The sequence below is a fragment of the Corallococcus carmarthensis genome (assembly GCF_003611695.1).
GTDB classification, from domain to species: Bacteria; Myxococcota; Myxococcia; order Myxococcales; family Myxococcaceae; genus Corallococcus; species Corallococcus carmarthensis.
Window position 1 is genome coordinate 1 of the sequence record NZ_RAWE01000128.1, and the last position, 13661, is coordinate 13661.

At 70.5% G+C, this 13661-nt stretch carries 12 protein-coding genes; 8 read left to right on the forward strand and 4 right to left on the reverse strand.

The annotated features are described in order from the left end of the window. Window positions 1-122: 122 nt before the first annotated feature. Window positions 123-674, reverse strand: a complete 552-nt coding sequence (locus D7X32_RS28065) for a hypothetical protein (RefSeq protein ID WP_120605637.1) — start codon at window positions 672-674, stop codon at window positions 123-125. Between the two features lie 18 nt (window positions 675-692). Further along, the gene (locus D7X32_RS28070) at window positions 693-1295 is read right to left on the reverse strand and encodes a hypothetical protein (RefSeq protein WP_244239219.1); all 603 of its coding nucleotides are present in this window, start codon (window positions 1293-1295) and stop codon (window positions 693-695) included. 325 nt (window positions 1296-1620) lie between these two features. On the opposite strand from D7X32_RS28070, the gene D7X32_RS28075 reads away from it, so the two are divergent. The 7 genes from D7X32_RS28075 to D7X32_RS28105 all read left to right on the forward strand — a co-directional run bounded on the left by D7X32_RS28075 (window position 1621) and on the right by D7X32_RS28105 (window position 9851). Continuing rightward, on the forward strand, window positions 1621-2298 hold the full coding sequence (locus tag D7X32_RS28075; RefSeq protein ID WP_120605639.1) for a carboxypeptidase-like regulatory domain-containing protein: 678 nt from the start codon (window positions 1621-1623) through the stop codon (window positions 2296-2298). Between the two features lie 2 nt (window positions 2299-2300). Continuing rightward, window positions 2301-3023: a hypothetical protein gene (locus D7X32_RS28080; protein ID WP_120605640.1), complete on the forward strand. Its 723-nt coding sequence runs from the start codon at window positions 2301-2303 to the stop codon at window positions 3021-3023. A 78-nt stretch (window positions 3024-3101) separates the two neighbouring features. Next, window positions 3102-4406 (forward strand): hypothetical protein, encoded by a 1305-nt coding sequence (locus D7X32_RS28085; protein WP_147450298.1) that lies wholly within the window; start codon window positions 3102-3104, stop codon window positions 4404-4406. Window positions 4407-4563: 157 nt separating this feature from the next. Further along, window positions 4564-7368, forward strand: a complete 2805-nt coding sequence (locus tag D7X32_RS28090; protein WP_120605642.1) for a hypothetical protein — start codon at window positions 4564-4566, stop codon at window positions 7366-7368. Window positions 7369-7557: 189 nt separating this feature from the next. After that, complete coding sequence (locus D7X32_RS28095) at window positions 7558-8124, forward strand: PadR family transcriptional regulator (RefSeq protein ID WP_244239220.1); 567 nt, start codon at window positions 7558-7560, stop codon at window positions 8122-8124. Further along, window positions 8121-8891, forward strand: coding sequence for a siderophore-interacting protein (locus D7X32_RS28100; protein ID WP_120605644.1), 771 nt, complete (start codon window positions 8121-8123; stop codon window positions 8889-8891). The genes D7X32_RS28095 and D7X32_RS28100 overlap by 4 nt, the downstream gene beginning before the upstream one ends. A gap of 99 nt (window positions 8892-8990) precedes the next feature. Further along, window positions 8991-9851 carry an alpha/beta fold hydrolase gene (locus D7X32_RS28105; protein ID WP_120605645.1) on the forward strand — a complete coding sequence of 287 codons (861 nt, stop codon included), beginning with the start codon at window positions 8991-8993 and terminating at the stop codon, window positions 9849-9851. Window positions 9852-9854: 3 nt separating this feature from the next. On the opposite strand, the gene D7X32_RS28110 is transcribed toward D7X32_RS28105, so the two are convergent. Further along, window positions 9855-11642, reverse strand: coding sequence for a hypothetical protein (locus tag D7X32_RS28110; protein WP_147450299.1), 1788 nt, complete (start codon window positions 11640-11642; stop codon window positions 9855-9857). A 32-nt stretch (window positions 11643-11674) separates the two neighbouring features. Further along, window positions 11675-12037, reverse strand: a complete 363-nt coding sequence (locus D7X32_RS28115; protein WP_120605647.1) for a hypothetical protein — start codon at window positions 12035-12037, stop codon at window positions 11675-11677. A 210-nt stretch (window positions 12038-12247) separates the two neighbouring features. Between D7X32_RS28115 and D7X32_RS28120 the strand changes: the two genes are divergently transcribed. Beyond that, window positions 12248-13651 carry an FAD-binding oxidoreductase gene (locus D7X32_RS28120; protein WP_120605648.1) on the forward strand — a complete coding sequence of 468 codons (1404 nt, stop codon included), beginning with the start codon at window positions 12248-12250 and terminating at the stop codon, window positions 13649-13651. The last annotated feature ends 10 nt before the right edge of the window (window positions 13652-13661 follow it).

Below are 13661 nucleotides of genomic sequence, written 5' to 3' on the forward strand. Positions count from 1 at the left end.
GCGTCCCACCCACCCCACTTAAGGGCGCCGCGCGTCCCCGTCCAGCTTCCGGCCCGCGCCAGTGGACACCCTCGCCCCGCGGCCCGCCCCGGCGTCGTGCGTCCGGGGCGGGGAGGGGCGCGCTAGAACAGCAGGCCGAAGTAGTTGGCGCTCGCCTTGGCGCCCACGCAGACCTCGACGTCCGCGGTCCACGACTGCGTGGGGGGCGACCCCGTGGCCTGGAAGAGGAACTCCAACTGCTCCTGCTTGGCCAGGTCCAGCACGTCCACCGCGCCGCTGCTGGTGAGCTGGAGCTTGTTGGTGGAGCCGCTGGTGCCCGTGCGCCGGAACTCGCCCAGCAGCACGTACTCCGCGGAGCCCGGCTTGCGCACGGACAGGCTCGCGCGCTCGATGCCGCTGATGTCCGTGCTGGCGGTGGCGTCGAAGAGCTTCAGCCGCAGCTCCGTCTCCACGTCGGCGTCCTCGGGCAGCGCGCTGGCGAAGTCACCCAGCGGAATCTCGAAGGTCTGCTCCACGGAGCCGCTGATGGGCGGGGACGCGGGGAAGGACAGGTCGTTCTCGGTCTTGCAGATGCGCTCGGCCTCCACCTCGATGTTGAAGAGCGAATCACAGCCCGTGCCCAACAGGGTCACGGCGCCAGCGAGCAGGAGGGGGCGGAAGGATTTCGTTCGCATGGTTGAAGGTCTCCTGGCTCAGAAGAAGTAGACGATGAAGCCCAGCTTCACGGACGGGATGGTGGCGCGCAGGTGCAGCGGCCCGGACGTGACGCTGTCGTCGCCGGACGCGTCCTGGATGAGCGGCGTGGGTTCCGGCACGGTGAGCGCCACGTAGCTGAGGCCCACGTTGAAGAAGAAGTTGAAGCGGCTCTTCGTGCCCACCTCCAGGCCCACGCTGCCCGTCACGTAGTTGTAGGTGACGTCGCGGATGGCCTCCGACGTGGCGCTCGGCTCACGGCCCAGCCAGTCCAGCACCTCGCTGTACTCCGAACCGAAGTAGTGCCCGGCCTCCGCGTTGAGGGTGGGCGCGATGAAGGTGTCCAGCGGCAGGATGGTGAGCCCGCCGCGCACGCCGAAGCTGAGCGTGTTGGTGGTGGGGCCCGCGTGCAGCCGCAGCCAGTTGGTGGGACGCACCACCGCGGACAGGCCAATGCCGTGCGGGGCGCCCGCGTCCAGCAGCAGGCCCACCCGGTGCGGGGCGTCGTCGTCCTGTGCCAGGGCGGGAGTGGCGGTGCCCAACACCGCCAGGCACCCCAGGGTGATGCCGGAGGAAAGAAGCGAAGGGTGTCGTCGTCTCAAGGAAGAGGAGTCCATCGTCATGACGAAAGTTCCACGGTGAATGCCGGCCCAGCGGACATTCTTCGCGGAAGGCGGAAGGAAATTGAAGCGACTCGCGCGAATCCCGTACGGGCTTTCCGGGATGCCGCGACGCGCGGTGGGTGGACTGCCCGGTTCCCGACACGCGGAGTCGTCCAAAGAGACCCGGGAATGCGTGCAATGCCTGTCAAATCACCGACGTCCTGTTCAATCCCCTGGGTGATGTGCAGCCATTCCGGGCGATGCGAGCGTATGATGAAGGGACACGGTGGCGTGGCGTTCAAGGCCGGGAACCGGGGGGCCAAGGATGATCGACGAAGTCGATCTGCGCATGAAGGCGTGGGTGGGACGCATTGCCACGGAAGCGCCTGTCTATCTGGGCGTGCCTGACCGTGAGTCCCTGGACAGGGGTGTCTGTCTTTACCTGCTGGAGCTGGGGCCGGCGCCGCTGACCCGGGCGGGGAAGCGGGGCGCCCTGCAGTTCACCGTCTGTTATCTGGTGACGGTGGGCGCGGAGACGCCCGAGCGCGCGCACCGGCTCCTGGGCGACCTGGTCTTCGCGGCCATGAGCGACAAGGAGTTGGAGGTGGACCTGAGCCCGGTGCCGGCGGCGCTGTGGGCGGGATTGCGCTCGGTGCCGCGTCCGGCCTTCCGCCTGCGGGTGCAGGTGCGCAAGGAGAAACCCCTGGCGGAGGTGCGGTGTCTGTCATTGGTGGAAGGGCCGTCCACGCCGCCCCCCCTGCTGGGTCGGGTGGTGGGGCCCGGTGACGTGCCCATCCAGGATGCGTGGGTGGCGTTGCCTTCGCTGCAACTGAGCACGCGCACGGACGCGCAGGGGCAGTTCCTCTTCCCCCGCCTGCCGCCGGTGGAGTCGCTGGGCCGGCTGGAGGTGCGCGCGGAGGGCGAGCTGCTGTCGGTGGAGTCGGAGGGGCTCGCCACGGGGACGGCGCCGTTGATCATCCGGATGCCGGTGAAGGAGGAGTGACGATGCACGCAAGTCCGCCAGCCGAGGCCCTGGAGGCGCGGCCTCGCGCGCGGCGGCACCTGGCGTGGGTGCTGGCCCTGGCGCGGTGGTTGAAGGCCTGGGCGGAGCGGGTGCTGTCGGAGCACTCCGCCGCGCTGGCGAAGGCGGCGGGACTGGGCGGCGCGCAGGTGCGCTCCCTGCCCTTGCGTGAGCCGGTCCTGACGCTGCTGCCGCCGGTGCCCCTGTGGCCTTCCAGGATGGAGCTCGGGACTCCGGTCCCTCCGGATGCGGTGTCCCCCTCGATGATCCCGGAAGCGCCCACGCCCCGGCTGAACACGCTGCGATGCATTCCGAGGGAGGGGGAGATGCCAGACGTGGAGAGTGAGGAGGGGCCGCTGCATGCGGCATCCCAGGTGCCCTTCGGTTTCGACCCGGATGACCTGCTGCCCGCGGAGCCCGTGGCGGTGGTGGGGCCGGTGCCTTCGCCCGCGACGCTGCTCCAGGCCGCCGCGATGGAGGTGCCGGAGCTTCCGCCCGCCGTGTCACAGCCATTGCAGGGGGTGAGCGCGTTCCCCAGGGACCCCGCGAGGGACCTCATCGCGCTCCTGAAGGAGTCGCTGGGAACGCCGGCCCAGCCGTCCGTGCCCTGGTCCGAGGCGGAGCCTCCCTCGCCCGACGAACCCGCCGACGCGGAGGAGATGCTGCGTCAGTGTGAGCGATTGGAGCTGGAGCCGACGGTGGAGTAGCGGCAGGGAGATGCGTGGACACTGTCCACGGCGCGCTGCCGGCGGCCTGTTCCGCGAGGGGCTATGCTGGCCGGCGCGATGTCCGAGCGCTCACGCCCCAGCGCTGTCCTTCCTGGCCTCACGGTGGCCGACGTCGAGCGTCAGCTGGAGGGCCGCGCGGAAATCCTCGCGGCGGCGCGGCGTCCGCATGCGGAGCTGCGCAAGGCGCTGTCCGGCCCGCGGTGGCGGCGCGCGCTGATGCGGCATCCGGAGCGGGTGCCCGCGCTCGTGGCCGAATCGCGGTCGGTGGAGGAGGCACTGGAGCGCGTCCAGCGCCGCGCGGAGCTGGAGGCCTGGCCGGACGACACGCCCGTCCTGCGGGAGGCCCGGGCGCTGGCGGCTCAGCGCGAGCGGCTGAAGCGGTTGGCCCGGCGCAGGCTGGACGTGTTGACGGTGGCGCCGGCGGACGTGTCGTTGGAGGAGGCGCTGACGCGGTTGGATGCGCTGGTGCGCCAGCCCGCGGCGAGCTGGGCGCTGAAGCCGGGCGAAATGCTCGTCTTCGAGGACGACACCTGGTTGCATCTGGACCGGATCCGCCGGCCCGCGACCTGGAAGCAGGAGCTGTCGCCGCGGATGACGCTCGCCGTGGGGACGCTGGCCGCGCTGGGCTTCCTGCTGCTCCTCTTCGTCCCCAAGCCAATGACTTCCTGGGCGAATGGCTTCCTGGTCACGCTCACCCTGGCCATCACGGCGTCACAATTCCTGAGCGCGGGCCGGCTCCGGCTCACCAGTGAGCGGCTCATCTGGGCGCCAGTGCTCGGTGCGCCGCAGGAGGTGCGCCTGGGCTCCATTCCTCCCGACGGCTTCCGGCTGGAAGACACCATGGGCCTGCGGGTGGAGGGGGAGCGACGGCTCCATGCGCGCTCCGTGCGGAGGGCCCCGGAGGTCGCGCTGCTCGTGGAGCTGCACCGTCAGCCTCCGCTTCGCGGCGCGGCACGGGCGGGAGTGCGGCTGGACACCGTGGCGGTGTTTCCCGCGAAGCTCGGCAAGCGGAAGGGCTTCTGCGTCCTGGGCCCGCAGGGCCTCTCCTTCATTCCCGAGGGAAAGGGCCCGCAGGCCTTGAGGGCCGTCACCGGCCATCCGTCGGCGCTGCGCCACTTTGAATCCGACCAGGTGCTGGACGCGCTGCGCTGGTTGCCGGAGGCGGAGTTCGACGCCTGCGTGATGCGCATGGTGGAGGCCACTGGCGGCGCGGCCTGGGCCCGCGTGGACGCGCGCTACGTGCCGGGCCCCCCGGTGTGGCGGCGGATCCGCATCGAGCACGCGGGCCTGACGCTGACCGGCCGCGTGCAGTGGGACCAGGAAGGTGCCGCCGAACGGCTCCTGCGCGACTGGCCCCGGTAGCCGGAGTCCGACCAGGAAACGTCCCTCGCTCCGTACATGGACGTGGACCTGTTGCGCCGCGCAACGGGTCCACCGGGTCCGGGTCCACCCGTTCCCCAATGTCAGACGCCATATCTACAGTGAAGCCGGGTCCCCAGCCCCTTCTCCGAGAGACATCATGAAAGCCAGACACCCGGCGGTGCGCCGTGTCTTCAAGCGCACCGCGTCCGCGGCGATGCTGCTGTTGGGCCTCGCCTACGGCCGCACGTCGCACGCGCAGCACTTCACCGTCTTTGAAAGTGGCCAGGTGCGCCCCCTGGCCCTGTCTCCCAATGGCCAGTGGCTCTACGCCGTCAACACGCCCGACAACCGGTTGGAGATCTTCCAGGTGGGCACCGGCGGCCTCACCCACAAGGGCTCCGTGCCCGTGGGCCTGGAGCCCGTGGCTGTCGCCGCGCGCACCAACGACGAGGTCTGGGTGGTCAACCACCTGTCCGACAGCGTCAGCATCGTGAAGGTGGACTCGAACGGGCAGGGCGGCAGCGTGACGCGCACGCTGCTCGTGGGCGACGAGCCCCGCGACATCGTCTTCGCGGGCACCGGCAAGAAGCGCGCGTTCATCACCGCCGCGCACCGCGGACAGAACACCGGGTTTGATCCGCAGCTCACCACGCCGGGCATCGGCCGCGCGGACGTCTGGGTGTTCGACTCGGACAACCTGGGGACGACGCTGGGCGGCACGCCGCTCACCCGCTTGAGCCTCTTTGGTGACACGCCTCGCGCGCTCGCGGCCACGCCGGACGGCAGCCGCGTCTATGCGGCGGCGTTCCACTCCGGCAACCGCACCTCCGTGGTCCACGAGAGCCTGGTGCCCAACGGCGGCGAGTCCGTGGGCGGCGTCCCCGGCCCCAACGTCAACCACCAGGGACTCCCCGCCCCGGAGGTCTCCGTCATCGTGAAGTACAACGGCGAGGACTGGGTGGACGTGCTCAACCGGCCGTGGACCGAGTACGTCCGCTTCTCCCTGCCGGACAAGGACGTGTTCGCCATCTCCGCCACCGCCAACCCGCCCGTGCAGGTGTCCGGCGCGGCGGGCACCTACGCCGGCGTGGGCACCATCCTGTTCAACATGGCCGTCAACCCGGTGAGCGGGAAGGTCTACGTGAGCAACACCGAAGCGCGAAACGACCTGCGCTTCGAAGGCCCCGGGACGATGACGGGCAGCAGCCTGCGCGGCCACCTGCACGAAAGCCGCATCACCGTGCTGGGCGGCCCCAGCGCCCCTTCCGTCACGCCCCGCCACCTCAACACGCACATCAACTACGCGGCCTGCTGCGCGGCCACGCCCAACACGGAGAGCGAGAAGAGCCTCGCGCAGCCCACGGGCATGGCGGTGTCGTCCAACGGCGCCACGCTCTACGTCGCCGCGTTCGGTTCGTCGAAGCTCGGCGTGTACGCGACCTCGCAGCTGGAGTCCGGCACCTTCACGCCGGGCACCGCGAACCAGGTTCCGCTGACCGGCGGCGGCCCCACCGGCCTGGTGCTGGACGAGGCCCGGGGGCGCCTGTACGTGCTCACCCGCTTCGACAACGCCGTCTCCGTGGTCGACACCGCGACGAAGACGGAGGTCGCGCACCTGCCCATGTTCAACCCGGAGCCGCCCAGCGTGGTGCAGGGCCGCCCGTTCCTCTACGACGCGCGCACCAGCTCCAGCCACGGCGATTCGTCCTGCGGCAGCTGCCACATCTTCGGCGACTTCGACAGCACCACCTGGGACCTGGGCAACCCGGACGGTGACGTGAAGACGAGCTACAACCCCGTCGTCCCGGTGCTGCCGGAGTTCGGCACGGACCCCACCTTCGGCCAGGACACGGCGTTCCACCCGATGAAGGGCCCCCTGTCCACGCAGAGTCTGCGCGGCATGGCCAACCAGGGCCCCATGCACTGGCGCGGGGACCGCACCGGCGGGGACAGCGCGCCCAGCGTGCAACCCAACAGCGGCACCTTCGACGAGGTCGCGGCCTTCAAGCAGTTCAACCCCGCGTTCAAGGACCTGCTGGGCCGCAGCTCGCAGCTGACGGAGGCGGAGATGCAGAAGTTCTCCGCCTTCATCCTCCAGGTCGTCTACCCGCCCAACCCCATCCGCGAGCTGGACAACTCGCTCACGGCTTCGCAGCAGGCGGGCAAGGACTTCTTCACGAACACCACCAGCTTCTTCCAGGGGGCGTGCGAGGCCTGTCACCGCGTGGACGTGAACGCGAACCCGGGCGAGGGCCCCTTCAAGGGCTTCTTCGGCACGGACGGCCGCAGCTCCTTCGACGCGGAGCCGCTGTTCCCCAAGGTCCCGCACCTGCGGAACCTGTACCAGAAGGTCGGCATGTTCGGCGCCGGCTTCCCCTTCGGCAACACGCCGGTGGATCCGTTCCTGGGAGACCAGGTGCGCGGCACGGGCTTCAACAGCGACGGCGCCATCCCCACGCTGTTCCTCTTCAACAGCGGCTTCGACTTCCACCCCATCTTCAACCAGGTGGGTATCCCGGACACGCCCGCGGGCTTCCAGGCGAAGAAGGACATGGAGCAGTACATGTTCGCCTTCGAGACCAACCTGGCGCCCGTCGTCGGACAGCAGGTGACGCTCACCTCGACCAATGCGGCGGTGGTGGGCTCGCGCATCGACCTCTTGATGGCGCGCGCGGACGCGGGCGAGTGCGACCTGGTGGCCAAGGGCCGCGCGGGCACGTACGAGATGGGCTTCCGCTACCTGGGCAGCGGGCAGTTCAAGGCGGACCGCGCGGCGCTGCCGCTGGTGCCGTCCGCGACGCTGCGCTCGGGCGTGGCCACGAACCACGGCGTGCTGACGTACACCTGCACGCCGCCGGGCTCTGGCCAGCGCGTGGGCATCGACCGGGACCTGGACGGCTTCCTCGACGGGGACGAGCGGACCGCGGGCACCAACCCCGCGGACCCGGCCAGCCACCCGTAGCGGCGGCTCCAGCAGTCAGCGGCTGAAGACACCTTGCGGCCCGGGCACCCTGCCCGGGCCGCTTGTCGTTTCAGGGGGTTACGGGAGCAGGCGGGCAGGCCGGGTGGCTCAAGTCGACTTGCTTTCGAAAATGCTGAGATATATCTCAGACCCATCTGGAAGGTATCTTGAACCTCTGAGGGACACGACATGCGCGGCAGACACGGAAGAGACCGGGGCGACTCGGAGCACTGGCATCACGAGCGGGGGGAGGGCCACCGGGGACGGCACGGAGGCCCTGGCGGCGGGCGCCACCGGATGTTCGAGGGCGGCGAGCTGCGGCTCGTCCTGCTCCACCTCATCAACGAGGAGCCCCGGCACGGGTACGACCTGATCCGGGCCATCGAGGGCTTGAGCCGGGGCGGGTACGTCCCCAGCCCCGGGGTCATCTACCCCACGCTCACCCTGCTCAAGGACATGGGGCTGGTGGGCGAGCCGGACACGACGGACACCCAGCGCAAGCTCTTCTCCATCACGGAGCAGGGCAAGGCGCTGCTCGCGGAGAACGCGAAGGTCGTGGAGGGGTTGCTGCGGCGGCTTGGTGACACGGCCGAACTGCGCGAGCGCACGGACGCGGCTCCGGTCCGGCGCGCGATGCAGAACCTGAAGAGCGTGCTGTTCGACACGCTGTCGACCGGCGTCGACAAGAAGGTCGTGCTCGACGTGGCGGCGTTGATCGACGAGGCCGCGCAGAAGATCGAGAGGCTCCGCTCATGAACCTGAACACCCAGGACCTGCATCAGATTGTTCGCGTGCGCCATGAGCTGCGGCGGCGCAGGCTGGTGGTCAGCCGCGTGGAGTCCGTGACGCCTCGCATGCGGCGCATCCACTTCGCGTCGCCCGACCTGGCGGACTTCAACAGTCCGTCGCCGGATGACCACATCAAGCTGTTCTTCCCGCAGGCGGGGGAACAGGTGATGCGTGACTTCACGCCGCGCGCCTACGACAACGTCAGCAGGACGCTGATCATCGACTTCGCCCTGCACGGCTCCGGACCCGCGACGGAATGGGCCGCCGGGGCACAGGTCGGCTCCACGCTGGAGATCGGCGGACCGAAGGGCTCGCAGCTCGTGCCTGACGACTTCGACTGGTACCTGCTGGTGGGTGATGAGAGCGCGCTGCCAGCGCTCGGGCGCCGGGTCGAACTGCTGCGTCCGGGCGTGCCCGTGACGACCGTGGCGGTCGTGGCGAACGACGCGGAGAAGCAGACCTTCGTCACGAAGGCGTCCTGGCAGCCGACGTGGATCGTGCGCGGGGAGCCGGGACCAGGCGACGGCGAGCTGCTGCGGCGCGCGCTGTCCGGGTTCACGCCTCCCGCGGGGGATGGCTTCGTGTGGATCGCTGGCGAGGCGGAGTGGGTGCGCGAGCTGCGGACCTATGTCATCGAGGAGCGCAAGCATCCGGCGGAGTGGGTCAAGGCCGCGTCCTACTGGCACCGCGGCGGCGGTGACTCGCACGAGGGTCCTGGCGCCCACCGTTCGTGAAGCGGGGGCGTTGACCTGACCCCCAGGGGCAATGCCCGGACCCGGGGGCGATGCGCACCGTCGCAGGCGGTTGGGCTTCCCACCGCGAAGGACGGGCACATGACCAGCGAAACGCAGACGGGCCGGATCTCCGGCAGCTTCCTCACCACGCGCGACGGCACGCAGCTCTACTTCAAGGACTGGGGCCCCAAGGACGGACAGCCTGTCGTCTTCTCGCACGGCTGGCCGCTCACGTCCGATGCCTTCGAGGACCAGATGCTGTTCCTGTCCGAGCGCGGGTATCGGACCATCGCCCATGACCGCCGGGGGCACGGGCGCTCGTCGCAGCCGTGGGGCGGCCATGACATGGACACGTATGCGGACGACCTGGCGGAGCTGATGTCCGCGCTGGGGCTGAACAAGGCCGTCCACGTCGGCCACTCCACGGGCGGCGGCGAGGTGACGCGCTACATCGGGCGCCACGGCACCGGGCGCGTGGCGAAGGTGGTGCTCATCAGCGCCGTGCCGCCCATCATGATCAAGACGGACTGGCACCCCAACGGTCTGCCCATGAAGGCTTTCGACGACATCCGCGCCGGGGTGCGCGGGGACCGCTCCAACTACTTCAAGGAGCTGAGCCTGGCGTTCTACGGCTTCAACCGGCCTGGCGCGAAGGTGTCGGAGGGGCTGCGGGAGAGCTTCGTCCTCCAGGGCGCGATGGGCAGCCTGAAGGCCGAGTACGACTGCATCAAGGCCTTCTCCGAAACGGACTTCCGCGCGGACCTGGCCCGCTTCGACGTGCCCACGCTGGTGCTGCACGGCGATGACGACCAGATCGTCCCCATCGACGGCGGGGGGCGCATCACGGCCACGCTCGTGAAGGGCGCGAAGCTCCAGGTCTACCCGGGCTTCAGCCACGGCATGTGCTCCGTCAACAAGGACGTCGTCAACGAAGCATTGCTGGCCTTCCTCAAGGGGTAGGGCTCACAGGTCCAGGATGAGGCTCAGCTCCTCCTCGGCGGCCTCGTCCGTCTGGACGGCGGCGTCGTTGTCATCCGTGTCGTCCCCATACAGCGACCAGCCGGCGAGCACTGCCGGGCCCAGGCACGTCATCTGCCGGGGCGTGGCCCCGACGCCGTCGGCGTCCTGGTCGCGGTAGAGGTAGGTCCACCGGTAGCGGGCCGCGTCCGCGTCATCGCAGTCGTTGCCCACGGCCTTGGAGAAGTAGGGCGCGGGCAAGGCCTTCCCCGTGCAGAAGGTCTGGGCGGGGATGGGGGCGGTGAAGCCGTCCCCGTCCTGGTCCGCGTGGGAGGCCGACAGGTCCTGCCAGCGCGTCGCGTCCTGCGCGTCACAGTCCGTGCCCGTGGCGGACCAGGGGCTGGGGACCTGGCCGTGGGTGCAGAGGACCGTCGACGCTCCCGCGCCCACGCCGTCTCCGTCCGTGTCCGCCCAGGCCGTCACGTTCCGGAAGGTGGTGGCGTTCGTGTCGTCGCAGTCCTCGCCCGACAGCGGCTGGGTGGCGTAGCCCGCGGGCAGGGCCGCGCCCGCGCACAGCTCGCCGCTCTGGGCCACGGTGTACGTGTCGCCGTCGGCGTCGCGGTAGGTGAAGCCCAGCATCCGCCACATGCTGGAGTCCTGGGGCGCGCAGTCCGTGGACTGCGCGCCGTAGCCCGCGGGCACGGTCGCCGTGCCACAGATGGAGGTCGCCGCGCCAGCGCCCACGCCGTCCCCATCCGCGTCCGCATAGACGCTCCAGGCGCGGAACAGGGCCACGTTGCCGTCGTCGCAGTCGTCGCTCCGCACCGCCTGGGAATAGCCCTGGGGCAGCCAGAAGCCGCTGCACACCTGGCCCGTCGCGGGGGACAGGTAGCCGTCGCCGTCCCCATCCCGCGAGGCGTAGGACAGGATCTGCCAGCGGGTTCCGTCACCCGGCGCGCAGTCTCCGCTCAGGATCGTCTCTCCCGGTACGTGCTCGCCCGGGGCCGCGCAGCGCAGCACCGGGGCTCCGCCGCCGTAGCTGTCCCCGTCCGGATCCAACCAGCGCTCGACCATCGCCGTGCGCTTCGCGTCGTGGTCGTCGCAGTCGGCCGGGCCGGACTCAGTGCCGTAGCCCGTGGGCAGGTGCTCGCCCGAGCACAGCGTGCCTGGCTGCGCCACGACGAAGCCGTCCCCGTCCTCGTCCCGGTGCGTGAAGGAAAGCCTCTGCCAGAGGCGGGTGTCTCCGGGCGCGCAGTCGCCCGAGGTGAGCACGTACCCGTTGGGAGGTGTACGCCCCTGTCCCGGGCACCACATGATTGCCGCTCCGGCGCCCACGCCGTCCCCATCCGTGTCCGCCCATGCCTGGACTGGCGCCAGCACGGTCGCGTCCCTGTCATCACAGTCCGGTGGCCCCGGCCGCTCTTGATAGCCCGCGAGCGTGTTCCCCACGCAGCCCGTCACCGGCCCGGCCTCCGTGGCCCCGTCGCCGTCCACGTCGGGGTACAGGCCTGACACGGAGCGCCAGCGGCTGGCGTCCCCGGGCGCGCAGTCGCTCGCCGTCTGGGCCCACCCCTTCGTCGTGTCGCCCACGCAGGTGACCGGCTGGCCCGCCTCGCCGTGGCCATCTCCGTCCGTGTCCGCGTAGCCCACGACCGACAGCCACCGGGTGGGGTTCGTGTCATCGCAGTCCAGTTCCGCCGGATGGCCGTCGCCGTCCAGGTCCCGGGGACCCACGCCGCCGCCACCGCAGCCGAGCTGGAGTCCCAAGGCGAGCCACACCCATGCCCGCATCATGCGCACCCGCGTATCCATGGAAGGAGCCGGGGCTACTGACGGGTCAGCGTGCACTTCGGGAGGCTGGTGTAGCCGTTGCCCTCGTTCCACGAGAACAGGTAGCGCCCGGGCCGGGTCATGGCGATCAGCGCCAGCCGGTCACACCGCGACGCCTCCACGGAGTTGCTCGCCGAGTCCGAGGTGCCGCCGGCCCAGAAGCTGAAGGTGCGTGGCGTGCTCTCACCCACCAGGGTCCCCGTGACGTCGAACGAGGCGAGGTCCACGGTGTAGGCATCCACCGACGCGAAGACATAGGTCACACCCGGGACGGGCTGTTCCGGCGGGGTCTTGGCCCCGGCGGTGCTCGGGGCAAGGGACAGGGTGGCCAGCAGGGCGAGTGCGCGGAGCGGCGACATGAGGTGTTCCTTGGAAGGGCAGGGCCGCGACGGAGACGCGGCGTCCGAGCGCTATACGGAGGGAGCCTGGTTCCTTGGCTCGTTTCCCGCGCCCGGACCCGGGATGGCCGTCCGCCCCCTCCACGGCCCGGCCCGGCTTGCGTCGGGAGCCCTGCGCCAGGGCGCCGCAGGGCTTGTCATGCCCCAGGGGGTGCAATACGCCTGGGACCCATGTCCACCGCCGCGCTGCCCGCCGACTTCCTCCGCGCCATCGCCGAGTCCTTCCCCGCCGACTTCCTCACCCGGGAGCCCGCGGAGCTCCAGGAGTACGGCCGCGACTGGACGCGCGTGTACGCCCCCGCTCCGGGGGCGGTGGTCTTCCCCCGCACCACGGACGAGGTCGCCCGCTTCGTCGCGCTCTGCCACCAGCACCGCGTCGCGGTGGTGCCCTCCGGCGGCCGCACGGGCCTGGCCGGCGGGGCTGTGGCCATGCACGGCGAGGTGGTGCTGTCGCTCAAGCGGATGACCCGCATGGAGCCCGTGGACCTCCTGGGCAACACGGTGCGCGTGCAGGCCGGCGCGGTGACGGAAGGCGTGCACCAGCACTGCGCGCCGCATGGGCTCACCTGGCCGGTGGACTTCGCCTCCAAGGGCAGCAGCACGGTGGGCGGCAACATCGCCACCAACGCGGGCGGCGTGAAGGTCATCCGCTACGGCCTCACGCGGCAGTGGGTGCTGGGCTTGCAGGTGGTGACGGCGCAGGGGCAGGTGCTGGAGCTCAACGGCGCGCTGGAGAAGAACAACACCGGCGCGGACCTGCGCCAGCTCTTCATCGGCAGCGAGGGCACGCTGGGCATCATCACGGAGGCCACCCTCAAGCTGACGCGGCTGCCGGGCAAGCAGGACGTCTTCCTCTTCGCGGTGCCGGACGTGGCCGCCGTGCTGCGGCTGTTCCGCGACGCGCGCCAGGCGCCGCTGGTGTTGTCCGCCTACGAGTTCTTCACCGACAAGTGCCTGGCCCGCGTGCAGCGCCACCGCAAGCTGCGCTCGCCCTTCGAAGCCCCCAGCGGCTGCTACGTCCTCTTGGAGTCCGAGGGCGGCGACCCGGCGGCGGTGGAGGCGTGGCTCGGCTCCCTCTTCGAGCGCGGGCTGGTCACCGACGGCACCCAGGCGCAAGGGGCCGCGCAGGCGCAGGAGCTGTGGTCGCTGCGCGAGTCCATCAGCGAAAGCCTCTCCGCCACGGGCGTGCTGCACAAGAACGACATCTCGCTGCCGGTGGCGAACCTGGAGGCGTTCTGCTCGGAGCTGGATGCCATCTTCGCCAGCCGCTACCCGGGCTGGGAGATCTGCCTCTTCGGCCACATTGGCGACGGCAACCTGCACGTCAACGTGATGAAGCCGGACGCGGTGGAGAAGGCGGACTTCTTCGCCCACGCCAAGCAGTCCGACCACGCCATGTTCGACCTCGTGCGCAAGCACGGCGGCAGCATCTCCGCCGAGCACGGCATCGGCCTGCTCAAGAAGGACTACCTGGACTACACGCGCGCGCCCGGGGAGATGGAATTGCTGCGCACCCTCAAGCGCGCCCTGGACCCCGCGGGCATCCTCAACCCGGGGAAGATTTTGGACGCCTGAGGGCGCGGTC

Coding starts and splice junctions, on each gene's coding strand:
- D7X32_RS28090 (WP_120605642.1), top strand. CDS start 4,564: ATGAAAGCCAGACACCCGGCGGTGCGCCGTGTCTTCAAGCGCACCGCG.
- D7X32_RS28065 (WP_120605637.1), bottom strand. CDS start 674: ATGCGAACGAAATCCTTCCGCCCCCTCCTGCTCGCTGGCGCCGTGACC.
- D7X32_RS28105 (WP_120605645.1), top strand. CDS start 8,991: ATGACCAGCGAAACGCAGACGGGCCGGATCTCCGGCAGCTTCCTCACC.
- D7X32_RS28120 (WP_120605648.1), top strand. CDS start 12,248: ATGTCCACCGCCGCGCTGCCCGCCGACTTCCTCCGCGCCATCGCCGAG.
- D7X32_RS28100 (WP_120605644.1), top strand. CDS start 8,121: ATGAACCTGAACACCCAGGACCTGCATCAGATTGTTCGCGTGCGCCAT.
- D7X32_RS28110 (WP_147450299.1), bottom strand. CDS start 11,642: ATGATGCGGGCATGGGTGTGGCTCGCCTTGGGACTCCAGCTCGGCTGC.
- D7X32_RS28075 (WP_120605639.1), top strand. CDS start 1,621: ATGATCGACGAAGTCGATCTGCGCATGAAGGCGTGGGTGGGACGCATT.
- D7X32_RS28085 (WP_147450298.1), top strand. CDS start 3,102: ATGTCCGAGCGCTCACGCCCCAGCGCTGTCCTTCCTGGCCTCACGGTG.
- D7X32_RS28080 (WP_120605640.1), top strand. CDS start 2,301: ATGCACGCAAGTCCGCCAGCCGAGGCCCTGGAGGCGCGGCCTCGCGCG.
- D7X32_RS28115 (WP_120605647.1), bottom strand. CDS start 12,037: ATGTCGCCGCTCCGCGCACTCGCCCTGCTGGCCACCCTGTCCCTTGCC.
- D7X32_RS28095 (WP_244239220.1), top strand. CDS start 7,558: ATGCGCGGCAGACACGGAAGAGACCGGGGCGACTCGGAGCACTGGCAT.